Raw genomic sequence first — 17,536 nt, forward strand, 5'->3', positions numbered from 1 at the left:
CCCCTCCCACAGTTTGACCCTGTTCCAACCAAGCTAGCACGTTGTCCCAATAACAAGCCTGCCCACAGGCCCTTGCACCACCGTATCGCCCTTGCCGCTCCTGCCAATAACTAAACCAGGGAGTCACCCCATGCAGCGTCGTACGTTATTGAAAGCCAGCCTCACCGCGGCCGCCGCCCTCAGCTTGCCGCTGAGCGTGCGTTCGGCATTCGCCGCCGAGCCCTTTACCTTTTACGGCCTCAAGTCCATGTCTGGTGCCTTTGCCAGCTATGGCAAATTTGCCGACATGGGTTCGCGCCTGGCAGTGGACCAGCACCCCGAACTGCTCGGACGGCCGCTGAACTACAAGGTCATCGACACCGAAGGTAACGCTGGCAAGGCGGTGCGCAAGGTGCAGGAGGCGATTCAGCAAGACGGCGCACGGTTCTTCCAGGGTTGCACCTTGTCCTCCTCCGCCCTCGCGGTGGCCAAGGAAGTCGACAAGGTCGGCGGCGTGTTCATGACCCCGGTGGGAGCCGATGAAGTCACCGGCAAAGACTGCAACAAGGCGACCTTCCGCTGGTCGGTGCCCACCTACGGCGCGATCCGCGAAACCATGGTGCCGCTGATCAAGCTGCTGCCGGACGCCAAGCGCTGGTACACCATCACCCCGCAATATGTATTCGGCGAAGCCTTGCTCGAAGGCGCCAGGAACGTACTCAAGGAACACGGCCTGGAACACGTCGGCAACAGCTATCACTCGCTGCAGGAGCAGGAGTTCTCCGGCTACCTGACCAACGCCATTTCCACCCGGCCCGATGTGCTGGTGCTGCTCAACTTCGGCAGCCAGTCGTCCAACACCCTGCGCCAGGCGGTGAACTTCGGCATCAAGGAGCGCATGAAGGTACTGCTGGTGTGGTCGGCCGGCCTCGATCAGTTCCAGGAACTGGGCAGCGATGTGCTCGAAGGCGTGTACCTCGGCGCGCAGTACTGGCACCAGGTCGACACCCCGCTCAACCGTGAACTGGTCAAGCTGACCCAGGCCAAATACGGGATCAACCCCACCTACCCGCTGGCCGCCGACTACATCAGTACCAAGGTCATGCTCGACACCATCATTGCCACCGGCAGCTTCGACGGCGCGACTGTAGCCAAGGCCATGCAGGTTTGAGCTACGAAGGCCCGACCGGCAAGGAATCGATCCGTGCCGGCGACCATCAGGTGATCAAGGATTACTACCTGCTGGTCGGCAAGGCCAGCGGCGACATGGCCGACAAGGACGACCTGGCCAAAGTGCTCAGCGCCGGCCAATCGTTCCCTGCGGTCGAGGCCACGGGCTGCTCGCTCGGCTGATCCCCTGAATATGTAGCGCGGGGCCGCGCAAGCGGCGTCCTGCCGAGGGTTCCTGCATGCTTAATCTTTATCTGTTCCAGATCCTCAACGGCCTTGGGCTGGGGATGATCTATTTCCTGATCGCGGTCGGTCTGACGATCATTTTCGGCCTGCTCAACTTCGTCAACTTTGCCCACGGCGCGTTCTTCCTGCTGGGGGCTTACATCTGCTACACCGCCGTGAGCCTCACCGGCAGCTTCTGGCTGGCGCTGTTGATCGCGCCGCTGGTGGTCGCCGCACTGGCCTGGGTGATCGAGCGCTTGCTGATCCAACGGATCTACCACTTGCCGCACATGTTCCAGATCCTGGTGACCCTGGGCATCGCACTGATCATCCAGGAAGCCAGCGTGATGATCTGGGGCCCGGTGGGCAAGAGCGTCGCGGTACCGGAACTGCTGCGCGGTGTGCTGGTGGTGGGGGATTTCGTCTACCCCTACTACCGCCTGTTCCTCATCGTGTTTTCCGGGCTGGTTGGCCTGGGCCTGTGGCTGTTGCTGGAACGCACGCGCTTCGGCGCCCTGGTGCGCGCCGGCAGTGAGAGCACCGAAACCGTATCACTGCTGGGCACCAACATCTTCCGCCTGTTCTCCATGACCTTTGCCCTCGGCGTGGCCCTGGCCGGTGTCGCCGGCGTGCTGTTCGCACCGTTGCGCGGCGCCCAGCCCTTTGTCGGCCCGGAGATTCTCGGGGTGGCGTTCGTGGTGGTGGTGATCGGCGGCATGGGTTCCTTCAGCGGTGCGCTGGTCGGCGGTTTGCTGGTGGGCGTGGTGCAAAGCCTGATGACCACACTCTGGCCCCAGGGTGCGAGCCTGATGATCTACGGCGCGATGGCCGTGGTGATTCTGGTGCGCCCCTACGGCCTGTTCGGGAGAGCCTGACATGAGCGAGAAAAACCCCCTGCCGTTTGCCAAGACGCAATCCAAAGCCATGCTGTTGTGGGTATTGGCGGTGCTGGTCGGCCTGCCGTTACTATTGCCCTCGGCCACCCTGGCCACCGAGATCCTGATCTTTGCCATGGCTGCCCTGGCGTGCAACCTGCTGCTGGGCTACACCGGGCTGTTGTCGTTCGGCCAAGGCATCTTCTTTGGCGCCGGTGCCTATTGCGCAGCACTGCTGATGATTCACCTGCAACTGGGGTTGTTCACCGCACTGCTGGGTGCCGCCATCGCCGGCGGTTTCCTGGCGTTGCTGGTGGGCGCCCTGGCGATTCGTCGCACCGGCATCTACTTCGTGATGCTGACCTTGGCGTTCAGCCAGATGGCCTACTTCGTCGCCTACACCTTGAGCGATTGGACCGGCGGCGACAACGGCCTGCTCAGCGTGCCGCGCCCGGAAATCCGTATCGGTGACACCGTGCTGTTATCGCTGGCCGACGCTCGGGCCTTCTATGGTTTTGTCGCGGTGCTGTTCCTGCTGATCTTTATCGGCGCACGCCGGGTGATCGCTTCGCCGTTCGGCAGCACGCTGATGGCGATCCGCGAAAACGAAACCCGCGCCTCGGCCATCGGCTACGACACGCGGCACTTCAAGATCCTGGTGTTCGTGCTGTCCGGCGCGGTCACCGGGATTGCCGGAGCGCTGTACGCCATGTTGCTGCATTTTGTGCCGCTGTCGAACATCGACCTGGCGATGTCCGAAAACATCCTGATCATGACCATTGTCGGCGGCACGGGCTCGCTGTTCGGCTCCCTGCTCGGCGCCGGCTCCATCGTGCTGCTGGGGGATTTTCTCTCCGACCTGTGGCCGCGCTGGCTGATGCTGCTGGGGGTGATCCTGATCCTGGTGGTGATCTTCATGCGCGGTGGTTTGTGGGGCGGCCTGGCGTCGCTGTTCGAGAAGGTGCGCGGCAGCCGCAAACCCGCCGTCGTCACCAAGGAGCAAGAGCTATGAGCATCCTGCTGGAAACCCGGAACCTGGAACTGGCCTACGGCGCGTTCCATGCAGTCAATGGCGTCAACCTCAAGGTCGAGGCCGGCACCATCCACACCATCATCGGCCCCAACGGCGCCGGCAAGACCAGCCTGTTCCACTGCCTGACCGGCGAACGCCAGGCCACCGAAGGAGCAATGCATTTCGATGGCAAGAACCTGATGCGCAAACCGGCCCACGCCCGTGTCGGCCTGGGCATGGCGCGTTCGTTCCAGCTCACCAGCCTGTTCCAGAACCTGAGCGTGCGCGAAAACCTGCGCCTGGCCGCCCAGGGCCGTGACGGTGCGCGCGCCCTGAATTTCTGGCGCCGTGTGGACAGCAGGCGCGAACACCTGGAGATGGCCGACCAGGTGCTGGAACGCCTGCAACTCACCGCCCGCGCCGACACCCTGGCCGGCGAGTTGTCCCACGGCCAGCAGCGAGTGCTGGAGGTGGGCATGTCGATCTGTTCCAAACCGAAACTGCTGATGCTCGACGAGCCCACTTCGGGCATGGGTATCGACGATATCCCGATCATGACCCAACTGATCAGCGACCTGGGCCGCGACCACACGGTGTTGCTGATCGAACACAACATGAGCATCGTCATGTCCATCAGCCAACGCATCACGGTGATGAGCCACGGCCAGATCCTGGTGGAAGGCACGCCGGATTTCGTGCGAGCCGATGAGCGTGTGCGCACTGCTTACCTTGGGGAGGCCGCCTGATGCTGATCGTCGAGAATATCCATTCCTACTACGACAAGAGCCATGTGCTGGAGGGCGTGTCATTGACCGTCAACCCTGGCGAACTGGTGACTCTGCTGGGTCGCAATGGTGCCGGCAAGACCACCACTTTGCGCAGCATCCTGGGCATCATCTGCCCGCGCCAGGGCCAGATTCACTTCAACGGCCAGGCACTGGTGGGGCAGAAGATCTTTGAAATCGCACGCCAGGGCTTGGCGCTGGTGCCGGAGAACCGTGGGATTTTCCGTCTGCTGACCGTTGAGGAAAACCTGCGCATCGCCGCCCGCAAGACCAGCCGCTGGCAGTTGGAAGACGTCTACGCCATGTTCCCGCGCCTCAAGGAACGGCGCAAAAACGCCGGCCATGCGTTGTCCGGTGGCGAACAACAGATGCTCGCCATCGCCCGCGCCCTGCTGAACGATCCCAAGCTGCTGATCCTCGACGAACCCACTGAGGGTTTGGCGCCGGTGATTGTCGACGAGTTGGTGAAGATCCTGCGCAAGGTCAAGGAGGACGGCCTGCCGGTGCTGCTGGTGGAACAGAACCTGATGGTCTGCGACAAGCTCGCCGACCGCCATTACGTACTCGAACAGGGCCGCGTGGTGTACGAAGGCAGCGCCGCTGACTTGCGTGCCGACCCGTCGATCAAGAACCGCTATCTGGCCCTGAGTGCCTGACCGGAGAATGCCCATGAATAGTTTTGCGCAACCACTGCAGAGCAACGCCCCGCTGATCAACCGCGACCGCCTGTGGCAATCGCTGATGGACCTGGCCCGACTCGGCGCCACCGCCAAGGGTGGCGTGTGCCGCCTGGCCCTCACCGATCTGGACCGCCAGGCCCGCGACCTGTTTGTGCAGTGGTGCGAAGCGGCCGGGTGCAGCGTCACTGTCGACGCCATCGGCAATATCTTTGCGCGTCGTGCCGGACGCAACCCCGCCCTGCCCCCGGTGATGACCGGCAGCCACATCGACACCCAACCCACCGGCGGCAAATTCGACGGCTGCTACGGGGTGATGGCCGGGCTGGAAGTGATCCGTACCTTGAATGACTTGCAGATCGAGACCCAAGCGCCGATTGAAGTGGTGGTGTGGACCAACGAAGAAGGCTCGCGCTTCCCGCCGTGCATGATGGGTTCCGGGGTATTTGCCGGAAAGTTCGACTTGCAGGACACTCTCGACAAACGCGACGACCAGGGTCTTTCGGTAGGCGCCGAATTACAGCGCATTGGCTATGCCGGTTCCCGTGCGGTTTTGGGCAATCCGGTCGGCGCCTACTTCGAAGCCCATATCGAGCAAGGTCCGGTACTGGAAGACCAGGCCACCACTATCGGCGTGGTCATGGGCTGCCTGGGCCAGAAGTGGTTCGACCTGACCCTCACCGGCGTCGAAGCCCACGCCGGCCCCACCCCGATGCACCTGCGCAAGGACGCCCTGGTCGGCGCCGCCGAGGTGGTCAGCGCGGTCAACCGTATCGCCCATCAGCAACAACCCCATGCCTGCGGCACCGTTGGTTGCCTGAGCCTGCACCCGGGTTCGCGCAATGTGATTCCCGGCCAGGTGCAGATGACCATCGACTTGCGCCACCTGCACGCCGACAAGCTGCAAGCCATGGTCGATGAAGTGCGCGGCGTGATCGAAACCACGGCCGCCCGGCACGGCTTGACCTTTGAACTGACGCCCACCGCCGACTTCCCGCCGCTGGACTTTCACCCGACCTGCGTCAACGCCGTGCGCGAGGCTGCGAGCGCCTTGGGCTTGAGCCATATGGACATCGTCAGCGGCGCCGGGCATGACGCGATTTTCGTCGCCGAACTGGGCCCGGCCGGAATGATCTTCGTGCCGTGCGAAGGCGGCATCAGCCATAACGAAATCGAAAACGCCACACCCCATGACCTCGCGGCAGGTTGCGCAGTGTTGCTGCGGGCCATGGTCAACGCGGCACAGGGGGATCTGGCATGAGCGAGATTGGCCAACTGACAGCGGTGCAACTGCTGCAGCAGTTTCGCGACAAGCGCTTGTCACCGGTGGAGGTCACCGAAGATGCGTTGCTGCGCATCGAGCGCTACAACCCGGTGGTGAACGCCTACTGCCATGTCGATCCCGAGGGTGCATTGAACGCGGCGCGGGCCTCGGAACAACGCTGGTTAAAAGGTGCCCCTTGCGGCGCCCTGGATGGCGTGCCAGCGTCAATCAAAGACCTGACCCTGACCCTCGGCATGCCTACGCGCAAGGGCTCGCGCACCTCATCCGCCGAGGGACCGTGGGATGTGGACGCGCCCTTCTCGCACTTCATGCGCAAGGCCGGCGCGGTGCTGCTGGGCAAGACCACCACCCCCGAGTTCGGCTGGAAAGGCGTCACCGACAACCCGCTGTACGGCATCACCCGCAACCCGTGGGACATCCGCACCACGGCGGGCGGGTCCTCCGGTGGCGCCGGTGCGGCAGCGGCGTTGAACCTGGGTGTGCTGCACCAGGGCAGCGATGCCGGCGGCTCGATCCGCATACCCTGTGCCTTTACCGGCACGTTCGGGATCAAGCCGACCTTCGGTTATGTGCCGCAGTGGCCGGCCAGTTCCATGACCATCCTGTCGCACCTGGGGCCCATGACCCGCACGGTGGAAGACAGCGTGCTGATGCTGCAGACCGTGGCACAAATGGATGTGCGTGATGGCCTGATCGGGGCGCCAAGGACCACGCCCTGGCTCACCCCTGGGGCGGATCTGAAAGGCTTGCGCGTGGCCTATAGCCCGACATTCGGCTATGTGGATGTCGACCCGCAAGTCGCCAAGGTCGTCGCCCAGGCGGTTGAGGGCCTGGTGCAATTGGGCGCCCATGTCGAGCAGATCGACCCGGGTTTCAGCGACCCGCTTGAGGTGTTCAGCACCCTGTGGGCCGCAGGCGCCGCACGCCTGACCGGCTCCATGAGCGACGCGCAAAAGCAACTGCTGGATCAAGGGCTGCTGCGTATTGCGCAACGGGGCGAGCGTCTGAGCCTGGCCGACTTCAACGCCGCCTTGGAAGCGCGCGCCGCACTGGTCGTGCGCATGGCGGCGTTCCATGAGCACTACGACGTGCTGGTGTCGCCGATGATGCCGATTACCGCATTCGAAGCCGGGCACAACGTACCGCCGGGTTCAGGGATGAACGAGTGGATGGAATGGACGCCGTTTACCTACCCCTTCAACCTGACCCAGCAACCAGCGGCGTCGGTGCCCTGCGGGTTGGCGGCGAATGGGCTGCCGGTGGGGTTGCATGTGGTGGGTGCAAGGTTTGCCGATGACATGGTGTTGAGTGTGTGTCGAACCTACGCAAAGGCGTTCCCCACGGAGCATTTGCAAGTGCCGATCAACCCGACATGAAGAACTTGAAACTTTAACCTCGGGCTCGATGACTTTCCTCGATCAGCACTTATGAAAGCCCCAACAAGGTGGCCACTCGAGATGAGCCACCTTAGTTGATCTTTATGCCTCAACCGTAATTGACTTGATATCCACACCCAGATATTCGCTCGGCGAAGAAGCATCAAGAAATGAAATCCAAAGTTGCGTACGGCCAGGTTTTTTTGGCGTCCACTTAGCAATCGTGGTGTGCCATTCACCGTCAGCCGCAGGCACGGGGAACTGGACCGCACCACCGGTATCGCCAATAGCGGTAACAACAATACTTTTCACTTCGATACCCTGGGACAGGCGCATGACTAACGTCACCTGCACTTCCTCAGTTCCAAATTCCTGCGGGAATACTTTCCTCAGGTCTGCCGAAGAGTCAATGATCGGCGCACTGAAGTATGAGTCCACCCCATCCGGATCGTCTGCTCGGATAGCGTGCACCCCTGAGGTAGAGAACCAACCGTGCAACGGGGCAGGAGAGAAAATTGAAACATCATTGATAACGCTTGAACCGCTCATACTAAATTCCTTGTACTCAGTATCGGGGGGTTTAGTTTCAACAAGCGATTGGACGACACCTCAACCACTCTCCCGGCTATTCAAACGCGAGAAAAAAAAACCGTCTACTGTCAGAACTGACAGGTACCTTATCCTAGGCCTAACCTCACCGCGCAGCAGCTCGGCTATGCCGGCGCCCGTGCAGGTGACTGATCCAACATCCTGGTCGGCTGCCAGGCCGCCATCGAGGGCAAGTGGAGCGCCCCCCACCTTTTTGAACGCATTCCAATCCACCTGCCTCTACAATGTCCCCCATTCATCCCCGGGGGCTTCATGGACATCGAACTGGCACGCACCTTTCTGGAAATCACACGCTGCGGCAGCCTGGCCGCAGCGGCCGAGAAACTGCACGTCACCCAGACCGCCATCACCGCCCGAGTGAAGAACCTGGAGAGCCAGCTGGGCAGCACGCTGTTTATCCGCAACCGTGCCGGTGCGCGCCTGACCGCCGATGGGGAAGCCTTTGTGGTGTACGCCAACCAGCTGCTGCAAACCTGGGAGGCCGCACGCCGTGATCTGCCGTTGCCCGATGGCTATCGCAATATGCTGCATATCGGCGGTGAGGTAAGCCTGTGCAACCCGTTGATGCTCGGCTGGGCCCAGGCCCTGCGCCAGCAGATTCCCGGCCATGCGCTACGTACTGAAATCCGTGAGGGCGAGTACCTGCTGCGCCAACTCGAGTTGGGCGTGCTGGACGCCGCCCTGGTGTTTCAGCCTCAGTATTGGCCAGGCTTACAGGTGGAACAGGTGCTGGAAGAAAAACTGATCCTGGTACAGCTGGCGAGCAAACCAGAGCCCTACGTGTATATCGACTGGGGCCAGGGTTTTCGCCAGCAACATGACGCCGCCCTGCCCGACCGCGCACGCGCCGCGCTGAGCTTCAACCTCGGGCCGTTGGCGTTGCAGTACATCCTGGAAAATGGCGGTGCCGGCTACTTCCGTACACGGGTGGTGCAGAGCTACCTGGACAGCGGCGTGATGCAGCGGGTGGCCAAGGCACCGGAATTCAGCTTCCCTACCTACCTGGTGTATTCACGGGCGCGGGATTCGGCGGTGCTGCAACAGGCATTGGCGCTGCTGCGCGAAGTGGTCAAGGCTGAAAGTGACTGGTCGCAACGCTGGGATCCGCTGATTTGAAGCACCGGATGCCGCCGCGCATGCTAGCCTGCGGGTGTGTCCTTTTGCAGCCTTACCGATGAACAAGAAAAAGTCCGTCACCATCAGCGACATCGCCAAACGCGTCGGCATGACCACCATCACGGTGTCCCGGGCGCTGAGCAAACCCGACCTGGTCAAACCCGCCACCCTGGCGCGCATCCTGGAGGTAGCGCGGGAGCTGGACTATGTGCCCAACGCCTTCGCCCGTGGACTCAAGCGCAGTGAGAGCCTGATCATCGGGGTGATTACCGCGTCGGTGGACAACCCGTTCTACAGCGAGATGATCAAGGCGATTTCCCGCGAGGCGAAAAAGCACGGCTACACCATCATGCTGGTGGACACCGATGAGCTGGAGGAACTCGAGAGCAAAGCGGTGGATACCCTGCTGGGCTACCGCGTGGCGGGGATCATCCTGTCGCCGGTCTCCGATGAGCCGAGCTACCAGCCCGATTACCTGGAACGCCTGGGCAACGGCAAGACCCCGGTGGTGCTGCTTGATCGCACCATCCACGACAGCCCGTTCAGCCGCGTGGTGCTGGACAACTACCACAGCGGCCTGCAGGCCGCACACTACCTGCTGCGCCAGACCCCGAACTTCAAGCGCCTGCTGGTGCTGACCGGCCCGGAACATTCGCGAATCACGGTAGAACGTCTCAAGGGCCTGCGCGAAGTGCTGGCCGAACACCCGCACATTCAGGTCGAGGTGCAGGCCGGCGACTACACCTTGATGCCGGCGTATTTGCACACCCTCGACTACCTGGCCAGCCACTCGGCGCCGGATGCGATCATGGGTTTCAACCAGTTGATCACCCTCGGAGCCCTGCGCGCATTGCGCATGCACAACATCTCCCACGACAGCCTGACCATCTGCGGTATCGACCGCCTGCCCTTCGCCGATATCTTTGGCGTGCCCATCGCCTGCGTGGCCCACGACGCCTCCCTGGCCGGCAGCAGCGCGGTACGCCTGCTGCTCGACCGGCTGGAAGATCCCTACAAGCCACGGGACAAGGTTGTGATCGCCGGTCAGTTGGAAAACGGTTAGCGGCTGGTGTAGCCACCGTCGATAGGCAAGCTCACGCCGCTGATCATGCTCGCCGCATCGCTCAGCAGGAACAGCACCGGCAACGCCACTTCCGCCGGTTGCGCAAAACGCCCCAGAGGGATCGCCGCCAGCGCCGGGTCGCGCTTGGCCGGGTCGGACCAGGCCATGCTTGCCATCGGCGTCAGCGTCACGGTGGGGTTGACGCTGTTGACGCGGATGCCAAAACGGCCCCATTCGGCGCACTGCACGCGGGTGATCGCATCCAGGGCCGCCTTGGAGGCGCAGTAGCCGAGATGGTCATCCAGCGCCACCAACGACGCCTGGCTGGAAACGTTGACGATACTGCCGGCGATGTTCGCCGCGATCATCTTGGCCGCGACACGGCTGGCCACCTGGGCGGCGGCGCGGGCGTTGACGTTCATCACCTGGTCGAAGGCGTCTGCGCTGATGGCCGCGGCGGGCTCCAGGCGCGAAATGCCGGCGCAATTGACCAGGCCGTGCAGGGGCGGCAGGTCTTGCAGCACTTTATCGAGGGCGGCGTTGTCGGCGATGTCCACACACATGGAGTGGCAGCCCAGTTCGGCCAAGGCTTGGGCGTCGCGGCCGAGGGCAAAGACTTCGGCGCCGTTGGCAATCAACTGCCGCGCGATTTCCCGGCCGATACCGCTGCTGGCGCCGGTGACGAGGATGCGGTGGTGGGTGAAGTTGAAGACTGCGTTCATAGATAAAAATCTCAAGAACAATGAAGATCCACTGTGGGAGGGGGCTTGCCCAAATGCCAATCAGTTAAGCGGTCATCGCCTTCTGTAGGAGCGAGCTTGCTCGCGAAAAACGTCAACGATAACGCGTGTTTGCTGAATGAACGCGGCGCCTGTAAGTTTCTCGCGAGCAAGCTCGCTCCTACAAAAAAGCCTTAACTGACTGGCATTAGGGCAAGCCCCCTCCCACATTTTTTTCTGTGTTGAGTCAGGTAGCTTGCAGGTTGTGCATGATCGGTTTCAGGGCCGGGTATAGCTTCAGGTACTCGGCAAACCCTTGGTCGTAGACCGCGACATTCTCGCGCTTGGGCTGCGCCCGTTGCTGCAGTTGCACCCAGCCTGTATCCATCGCCTCATCACTCACCAACCCCACCGTATGCGCCGCCAATAACGCCGCGCCCAGGGCCGCTTCAACCTCCTGGACAATGGTGTAGACGGGGTAGCGGGTGACATCCGCGATAATCTGCATCCACAGGTCAGAATGGCTCGCCCCGCCCACTACAATCAGGCGCGGATCCAGTGCATGTGCGCCCTGGGTGCCTGCTTCGATATTGTGGCGCAGGGCAAAACTCACCCCTTCCAGCACTGCGCGGTACAGGTGGATACGGCTGTGATACAGGTTGAGCCCGACAAAACTGCCGCTGGCGCGGTCGTCCCACACCGGGCTGCGCTCACCCATCAGATACGGCAGGAACAACAGGCCTTCGCTGCCCGCCGGGATCTTCGTCGCGCTCTGCTCCAGCAGCACCAGGCTGTCTTGCCCCGACGCCTGGGCCTGTTGCTCTTCGGCCTGGCAGAACTGCTCGCGAAACCAGCTGACCGAGGCCCCCGCGGTGATCGCGCCGCCGAAGATGTACAGGTCGCGATGGCCGTTGTAGACGTGGGGCATGCTGACCAAGCCATGGCGGGCATCCACTTGCTGGTTGAGGTAACCCCAGCACATGCTGGTGCCGATCATCGCTACATGATTACCCGGCTGGGTCACGCCTGCGGCCAGGGTCGCCATGGCCGCGTCCACGCCGCCCGCGAGAATCGGCATGCCCGCCTGCAAACCCAGGCGTGCCGCCCAGTCCGGCAACAGCTCACCCACCACCTCGCCGGAGTACAACAGGCGCTCGGGCATCATGGCCAAGGGAATCTCCAGCGCCGCGAGCATCTCCTCGGACCAGCCGCGCTCGGCCACGTCATACACACCGCCGATATTGCCGGCGCTGCTGTGGTCCACCGCCAGCTCACCGGTCAGGCACCAGTTGATATAGCTGTTGGGCGGCAACAGGTAGCGGGTATTCGCCCACACCTGCGGCTGATGCTGCTTGAGCCAGAGCATCTTGGTGAAGCCGTAGTAGCTGTCCACCGAGTTGCCGGTCAGCGCAAACAGCCGGTCCAGGTCCACGTGCTCACGCACCCACTCGACCTGTTCGCCGGCGCGACGATCCATCCAGATCAGGCACGGGTGCAACGGCGTCATCTGTGCATCCACGGCAATCCCCGAGCCGCCGTACAGGCTGCTGATGCACAGCGCCTTGACCTGCTGCGCCGGCACACCAGCCTTGGCCATGCACTGGGCCACGCACACCTCGACTGCATCCAGCCACACCTGCGGCCATTGCTCGGCCCAGCGCACTTTCGGGGTATCCACCCGATAACCCTGGCTGTGCTGGGCGATGATCGTGCCCTGGGCATCCACCAGCAGCGCCTTGGTGCTCTGGGTGCCGATATCGACACCCATGACGTAGTGCATGCCGTTACTCATGGGCGGGCAGCACCGGCTTCAACAGCACCTTGATCGACTTGGTCGAGTTGGCCAGTTCGAAGGCTTCGGCGAAATCGTCCAGCGGGAAATCATGGGTGACAATGCCTTTGGAGGTGACCAGGCCGCGTTCGAACAGGTCGATGGCGATCGGGTAGCAATACGGCCCAAGGTGCGCGCCACGCACGTCGAGTTCCTTGCGGTCGCCGATGATTGACCAGTCGACACTGGTCTCGGCGCCGAACACGCTGAACTCGACAAACCGCCCGAGCTTGCGGATCAGGTCCAGGCCCTGGGTGACGCCGGCCGGTACGCCGGTGGTTTCGATGTAGACGTCACAGCCGTAGTTGTCAGTGAGGCCGTTGATGAGTTCGCGAGCGTTGTCACGGGCCGGGTTGATCACCACATCGGCGCCGAATTTTTTTGCCAGTTCCAGGCGCTCGTCGACCATGTCGATCACCACCAGTTTTTTCGGCGTCTTCAGCGCCGCCACCTGGACCATGCACAGGCCGAGGGTGCCCGCGCCGGCAATCACCACCACGTCGTCGAGCTGGATATCGCCACGGTTGACGGTATGGATCGAGCAGGCCATGGGCTCCACCAGCGCCGAATCCTCCAAAGACACTGCCTCGGGAATCCTGTGCACGATGGCCGTCTTGGGAATGCGCATGTACTGGGCCATGCCGCCTTCGGCCACTTCGCGCTGGAAGCCGAAGATGTTGTGCACTTCGCACATCCAGTATTTACCCGATTTGCAGAAACGGCACTTGCCACAGGGCACGATCTGTTCGGCGATGACCTTGTCACCGACCTTGACCTCGAAGTGTTCCTCGGCGCCCTCGCCCGCTTCCACCACGTAGCCGAAAAACTCGTGGCCCGGCACCACCGGCGCCTTGACCCAGGGGTTGTCGCCGCCCCAGAACATCGCCGCGCCCGAGTGGCACTTGCAGTCGCTGGCGCAGATGCCACAGGCGGCGATGCGGATCACCAATTCATTGGCGCGGGCCTGGGGCTTGCCGATGCGTTCCAGGCGGTAGTCTTTCGGCCCGTGGCAGACGACGGCTTGCATATGGGTGTGCTTGTCCATGGTGTTCGGTCCTGTGTAGTGAGGTATTTATCGATGACGCTGACGGCTGATAAAGATCGCCAGCAAAATGATCCCGCCCTTGATCACGCTCTGCACGTAAGGCGACACGCCGAGCATGTTCAAGCCGTTGTTCAATACGCCCAGCAGCATGGCGCCGAGCAAGGTGCCGACGATCACCCCGCGTCCGCCGGCAATCGATGCGCCGCCAAGCACCACGGCGGCAATTGCATCCAGCTCGAACGACACGCCGGCATTCGGCTGGCCGCTCATCAGGCGCGAGGTGAGCACCAGCCCGGCAATCGCCGCGGTGAAGCCGCTGATGCCATACACCAGCAGCTTGAAGCGCGCTGCGCGCACCCCAGACAAACGCACCGCTTCTTCATTGCCGCCGATGGCGTAGATGTAGCGGCCGATACGCGTGTGTTGCAGCAGCACATAGGCGGCCAGGTAAGTGAGCAGCATGATCAGGATCGGCACCTGCATACCGAACACGCTGCCGCGCCCGAAAAAGGCGAACCACTCCGGCAACCCGGAAATCGGGTAACCATCGGTGTACATCAGCCCGAACCCACGGGCGATGCCCATGGTCGCCAGGGTGACGATGATCGGCGGCATGTGCAGGTAAGCCACGAACAAGCCGTTACCGATGCCGAACGCCACGCCCACCAGCAACCCGGCGCCAATCGCCAGGCCGGGAGGCACACCTGCGACCATCAGCCCGGCCGTGAGCGTGCCGGACAGCGCCATCACCGGCCCCACCGACAAATCGATGCCCCCGGTAAGAATCACGCAGGTCATGCCCACCGCGATAATCGCGTTGATCGACACCTGGCGGGCGATGTTGGACAGGTTGCTGGCGGTGAGAAACGTGTCGCTGGCAAGGATCATCACCAGGGTCACCACCACCAGCCCCACAAACGGATAAAACGCCGGCGAGCGCAGCAGCCGCGCCAGGTTCAGGCGCAAGCGGCTGGTGCCTGCGGTGTTAATGGACGTATTCACTTGAGCCCCCTGTTGCATGGCGCATGACCTCTTGAGGATTGACGGCGGACGCTTCCAGCAGCTTGACGATCGCGCCCTTGTGGAACACGGCGACGCGGTCGCACATGCCGATGACTTCGGGCAGTTCGGAGGAAATCATGATGATGGCGTAGCCCTGTTCGGTGAGGCTGCGCATCAAGGCGTAGATCTGCGCCTTGGCGCCGACGTCGATGCCACGTGTGGGTTCATCGAACACCAGCACGTCGCAGTGGTGGTTGATCCAGCGTGCGATCACGACTTTTTGCTGGTTGCCGCCGCTGAGGTTGAGCACCCGGCTTTCGCCGCTGGGCGCCTTGATCGACAGCTGGCGCATCAGCGCTTCGACGCTGGCGCATTCCTTGGCCGTGTCGATCAGCCCGCTGGCGTTCTGGTACTTGGGCAGGTTGTTCAGGGAGATGTTTTCGCGAATGCTGAAATCGGTGATCAGCCCTTCGCTCTTGCGGCTTTCCGGCAGCAGGCCGATGCCATGGGCGAGTGCCTCGGCCGGGTCATTGAGGCTGATTTTTTCGCCGCGCAGCCACACGTCCTTGCTCACCGACGGCAGCGCGCCCATCATGCCCAGGGCCAGTTCGGTGCGGCCCGAGCCCACCAGCCCGGCGAAGCCGAGGATCTCGCCCTTGTGCAGTTGGAAACTGTTATGCGGGCCGTTGCGTACCAACTGGATGTCCTTGACCTCCAGCAACAGCGGGCCGCGCTCGCCGGTGGGCTTGGGCGGGAAGCTGCATGCCAGGCGCCGCCCCACCATCATCTCCACCAGGCGGTCGATATCGCTGTCGGCCACATCGGTAACGCCCACATTGCCGCCGTCGCGCAGTACGCTGATGCGATCACACACCTGGAAAATCTCTTCCAGATGGTGCGAGATAAAAATCACCGCCACGCCCTGGCGCTTGAGTTCGCGCATGATCTCGAACAGCAGCTCGGCTTCGCTGGGGGTCAGCGTTGCGGTGGGTTCGTCGAGTACCAACAGGCGCGCATCCAGAGCCAGGGCCTTGGCGATTTCGACGAACTGCTGCTCAGCTACGCTCAGGTGCTTGACCGCGCAATGCAGGTCGATACTCACCCCGAGACGCTGGAACAACGCCTGCGCCGCCTCGACCATTTCGCGCTTGCGCAACAGGCCGAAACGGTTGCTCAACTCATGGCCGAGGAAGATGTTTTCTACGGCTGTGAGGTAGGGAATCAAGCTGAATTCCTGGAACACGATGCCGATACCGGCGGCAATCGCGTCACGGTAAGTCGCAAATTGCCGGGCCTGGCCATCGATGAGGATCTGCCCTTCGTCCTGATGCTCGACACCGCCGAGGATCTTCATCAGGGTGGATTTTCCCGCGCCGTTTTCGCCGAGCAAGGCGTGGATTTCACCGCGCTCCACTTGCAGGTTGATCGACTTGAGGGCCTGCACGCCCGGGTACCGCTTACAGATGTTTTCCAGCTTCAGAAGACTGCTCATACCGCCGACCTCGCGTTCAGAAGGTTTGCCTGGGCCCCACGGCGAGCGTGGGGCTTGAGGGGTTTACCAGCTGAAATCCTTGGCCTTGGCCTGGTCGATCAGGGTGATGTCCACCGGAATGGTGGCGGGTACTTGCGAGCCCCACTTCTTGGCCAGGGCAATGCCCAAAGCCAGGCGGATCTGGTCACGGGGGTATTGGGCCGAGGTGGCGATGAAATGGCTGCCGGGCTTCTGGATCGCCTTGATCGCTTCCGGCGCGCCATCGACGCTGACCAGCTTCACATCCATGCCGCTGGCTTCGATGGCCGAGAGTGCACCGAGGGAGCCGTTGTCATTGACGCTGAAAATACCCTTGAGGGTGGGTTGGGCCTGCAACATGTTTTCGGTGACGGTCAGCGCCTGGTCACGTTCCTGCTTACCATTCTGGATGCTGACGATCTTGATGTCCGGGTGCTTGGCCACCGCCTCTTTGCAACCACGCACACGTTCGAGGATCGGCACCACGGCAATGCCGTCGAGGATGGCGATATTGCCTTTGTCACCGATGTTTTTCGCCAGGTATTCACACGCCTGGAAGCCGGCGTCGAAGTTCTTCGAGCCGACGAACGAATCCAGCGGGCCGTCCGCCTGGGCGTCCACCGCCACCACCACGACGCCCGCGGCATGGGCCGACTTCACGGCCGATTGCACACCGACCGAATCGGTAGGGTTGATCAGCAGGATATCAATGCCTTTTTGCAGCATGTCTTCGACGTCACTGACCTGCTTGGACACGTCGTGACGGGCGTCGGTAATGATGAGCTTTGCACCGATGGTCGCGCCGGCTTCTTCCAGGGCGTTTTTCATGGTGACGAAATAGGGGTTGTTGATTTCCTGGAACGAGGCGCCGATGCGAATGGGCGCAGGTGAGGTGGCGGCAAATGCCTGAGTGCCGAGGGTGATGCCGGCAGCCAGTAAACACAGGGTCTTCGAGAGCATTTTCATGGCGTGGGTCTCTGTTTTGTTTTTATTTTTAGAGCAAATGTTATCGTTAACATTTTGCCAGAAACTAACAATTAAATCGGACCTGCGCAAGCCTCCACTGGTCGGTCTCGATCAAAATGTGGGAGTCCCCACCACATCTTCGATGTGACGCTGTCGCGCAGCAAACTAGAGAGCTTGCTCCCGTTGCGGCCTGATAGCCGAGCAGGATGTTGGTTTTCGTCCTCGGTACATATCCGTTATTTGGGCAACGGCCACTATTGGTTCCGCTTTTACAGCGGCTCACTTTTGAAA

Annotated in this window: 15 protein-coding genes and 1 pseudogene; 9 read left to right on the plus strand and 7 right to left on the minus strand. The window is 62.1% G+C overall.

Annotated features, from left to right (window positions below; translation table 11 throughout):
* Positions 1–130 precede the first annotated feature (130 nt).
* From KVH01_RS19110 to KVH01_RS19140, 7 genes and pseudogenes are all read left to right on the plus strand, one after another.
* A pseudogene (locus KVH01_RS19110) lies at positions 131–1,332 on the plus strand (ABC transporter substrate-binding protein).
* A gap of 56 nt (positions 1,333–1,388) precedes the next feature.
* The gene (locus tag KVH01_RS19115; protein ID WP_003215751.1) at positions 1,389–2,249 is read left to right on the plus strand and encodes a branched-chain amino acid ABC transporter permease; all 861 of its coding nucleotides are present in this window, start codon (positions 1,389–1,391) and stop codon (positions 2,247–2,249) included.
* A 1-nt stretch (position 2,250) separates the two neighbouring features.
* Positions 2,251–3,261 (plus strand): branched-chain amino acid ABC transporter permease, encoded by a 1,011-nt coding sequence (locus KVH01_RS19120; RefSeq protein ID WP_046068765.1) that lies wholly within the window; start codon positions 2,251–2,253, stop codon positions 3,259–3,261.
* Positions 3,258–4,007 (plus strand): ABC transporter ATP-binding protein, encoded by a 750-nt coding sequence (locus tag KVH01_RS19125; protein ID WP_217882455.1) that lies wholly within the window; start codon positions 3,258–3,260, stop codon positions 4,005–4,007. The genes KVH01_RS19120 and KVH01_RS19125 overlap by 4 nt, the downstream gene beginning before the upstream one ends.
* Positions 4,007–4,702 (plus strand): ABC transporter ATP-binding protein, encoded by a 696-nt coding sequence (locus KVH01_RS19130; protein WP_217882456.1) that lies wholly within the window; start codon positions 4,007–4,009, stop codon positions 4,700–4,702. Before KVH01_RS19125 ends, KVH01_RS19130 begins: the two co-directional genes overlap by 1 nt.
* A 13-nt stretch (positions 4,703–4,715) precedes the next feature.
* The gene (locus KVH01_RS19135; RefSeq protein ID WP_217882457.1) at positions 4,716–5,984 is read left to right on the plus strand and encodes a Zn-dependent hydrolase; all 1,269 of its coding nucleotides are present in this window, start codon (positions 4,716–4,718) and stop codon (positions 5,982–5,984) included.
* Positions 5,981–7,384 carry an amidase gene (locus KVH01_RS19140; RefSeq protein WP_217882458.1) on the plus strand — a complete coding sequence of 468 codons (1,404 nt, stop codon included), beginning with the start codon at positions 5,981–5,983 and terminating at the stop codon, positions 7,382–7,384. The genes KVH01_RS19135 and KVH01_RS19140 overlap by 4 nt, the downstream gene beginning before the upstream one ends.
* A 102-nt stretch (positions 7,385–7,486) precedes the next feature.
* Here the strand turns inward: KVH01_RS19140 and KVH01_RS19145 are convergent, their stop codons facing one another.
* Positions 7,487–7,933, minus strand: a complete 447-nt coding sequence (locus KVH01_RS19145) for a hypothetical protein (protein WP_217882459.1) — start codon at positions 7,931–7,933, stop codon at positions 7,487–7,489.
* Positions 7,934–8,245: 312 nt separating this feature from the next.
* Here KVH01_RS19145 and KVH01_RS19150 point away from each other — a divergent pair, with 312 nt between their 5' ends.
* Together KVH01_RS19150 and KVH01_RS19155 are read left to right on the plus strand one after the other, a co-directional pair.
* Positions 8,246–9,109, plus strand: coding sequence for a LysR family transcriptional regulator (locus tag KVH01_RS19150; protein WP_217882460.1), 864 nt, complete (start codon positions 8,246–8,248; stop codon positions 9,107–9,109).
* A gap of 58 nt (positions 9,110–9,167) precedes the next feature.
* On the plus strand, positions 9,168–10,172 hold the full coding sequence (locus tag KVH01_RS19155; RefSeq protein WP_217882461.1) for a LacI family DNA-binding transcriptional regulator: 1,005 nt from the start codon (positions 9,168–9,170) through the stop codon (positions 10,170–10,172).
* Here the strand turns inward: KVH01_RS19155 and KVH01_RS19160 are convergent.
* From KVH01_RS19160 to KVH01_RS19185, 6 genes are all read right to left on the minus strand, one after another.
* Positions 10,169–10,894 (minus strand): SDR family oxidoreductase, encoded by a 726-nt coding sequence (locus tag KVH01_RS19160; protein WP_217882462.1) that lies wholly within the window; start codon positions 10,892–10,894, stop codon positions 10,169–10,171. The two genes, KVH01_RS19155 and KVH01_RS19160, sit on opposite strands and share 4 nt — an antisense overlap.
* 244 nt (positions 10,895–11,138) lie before the next feature.
* A complete protein-coding gene (locus tag KVH01_RS19165; RefSeq protein ID WP_217882476.1) occupies positions 11,139–12,671 on the minus strand; it encodes an FGGY-family carbohydrate kinase in 1,533 nt (510 codons plus the stop codon).
* A gap of 4 nt (positions 12,672–12,675) precedes the next feature.
* Positions 12,676–13,767 carry an alcohol dehydrogenase catalytic domain-containing protein gene (locus KVH01_RS19170; protein WP_217882463.1) on the minus strand — a complete coding sequence of 364 codons (1,092 nt, stop codon included), beginning with the start codon at positions 13,765–13,767 and terminating at the stop codon, positions 12,676–12,678.
* Positions 13,768–13,794: 27 nt separating this feature from the next.
* Positions 13,795–14,787 carry an ABC transporter permease gene (locus KVH01_RS19175; protein WP_217882464.1) on the minus strand — a complete coding sequence of 331 codons (993 nt, stop codon included), beginning with the start codon at positions 14,785–14,787 and terminating at the stop codon, positions 13,795–13,797.
* Positions 14,753–16,261 (minus strand): sugar ABC transporter ATP-binding protein, encoded by a 1,509-nt coding sequence (locus KVH01_RS19180; RefSeq protein WP_217882465.1) that lies wholly within the window; start codon positions 16,259–16,261, stop codon positions 14,753–14,755. Before KVH01_RS19180 ends, KVH01_RS19175 begins: the two co-directional genes overlap by 35 nt.
* Positions 16,262–16,324: 63 nt before the next feature.
* A complete protein-coding gene (locus tag KVH01_RS19185) occupies positions 16,325–17,245 on the minus strand; it encodes a substrate-binding domain-containing protein (RefSeq protein WP_043048789.1) in 921 nt (306 codons plus the stop codon).
* Between the last annotated feature and the right edge of the window lie 291 nt (positions 17,246–17,536).

This window comes from Pseudomonas khavaziana, from assembly GCF_019145205.1.
Lineage (GTDB): Bacteria > Pseudomonadota > Gammaproteobacteria > Pseudomonadales > Pseudomonadaceae > Aquipseudomonas > Aquipseudomonas khavaziana.

Bases quoted from the DNA above. Each gene is read 5' to 3' on its own strand.
- KVH01_RS19115 (WP_003215751.1), top strand. From the start codon at position 1,389: ATGCTTAATCTTTATCTGTTCCAGATCCTCAACGGCCTTGGGCTGGGG.
- KVH01_RS19120 (WP_046068765.1), top strand. From the start codon at position 2,251: ATGAGCGAGAAAAACCCCCTGCCGTTTGCCAAGACGCAATCCAAAGCC.
- KVH01_RS19125 (WP_217882455.1), top strand. From the start codon at position 3,258: ATGAGCATCCTGCTGGAAACCCGGAACCTGGAACTGGCCTACGGCGCG.
- KVH01_RS19130 (WP_217882456.1), top strand. From the start codon at position 4,007: ATGCTGATCGTCGAGAATATCCATTCCTACTACGACAAGAGCCATGTG.
- KVH01_RS19135 (WP_217882457.1), top strand. From the start codon at position 4,716: ATGAATAGTTTTGCGCAACCACTGCAGAGCAACGCCCCGCTGATCAAC.
- KVH01_RS19140 (WP_217882458.1), top strand. From the start codon at position 5,981: ATGAGCGAGATTGGCCAACTGACAGCGGTGCAACTGCTGCAGCAGTTT.
- KVH01_RS19145 (WP_217882459.1), bottom strand. From the start codon at position 7,933: ATGAGCGGTTCAAGCGTTATCAATGATGTTTCAATTTTCTCTCCTGCC.
- KVH01_RS19150 (WP_217882460.1), top strand. From the start codon at position 8,246: ATGGACATCGAACTGGCACGCACCTTTCTGGAAATCACACGCTGCGGC.
- KVH01_RS19155 (WP_217882461.1), top strand. From the start codon at position 9,168: ATGAACAAGAAAAAGTCCGTCACCATCAGCGACATCGCCAAACGCGTC.
- KVH01_RS19160 (WP_217882462.1), bottom strand. From the start codon at position 10,894: ATGAACGCAGTCTTCAACTTCACCCACCACCGCATCCTCGTCACCGGC.
- KVH01_RS19165 (WP_217882476.1), bottom strand. From the start codon at position 12,671: ATGCACTACGTCATGGGTGTCGATATCGGCACCCAGAGCACCAAGGCG.
- KVH01_RS19170 (WP_217882463.1), bottom strand. From the start codon at position 13,767: ATGGACAAGCACACCCATATGCAAGCCGTCGTCTGCCACGGGCCGAAA.
- KVH01_RS19175 (WP_217882464.1), bottom strand. From the start codon at position 14,787: ATGCAACAGGGGGCTCAAGTGAATACGTCCATTAACACCGCAGGCACC.
- KVH01_RS19180 (WP_217882465.1), bottom strand. From the start codon at position 16,261: ATGAGCAGTCTTCTGAAGCTGGAAAACATCTGTAAGCGGTACCCGGGC.
- KVH01_RS19185 (WP_043048789.1), bottom strand. From the start codon at position 17,245: ATGAAAATGCTCTCGAAGACCCTGTGTTTACTGGCTGCCGGCATCACC.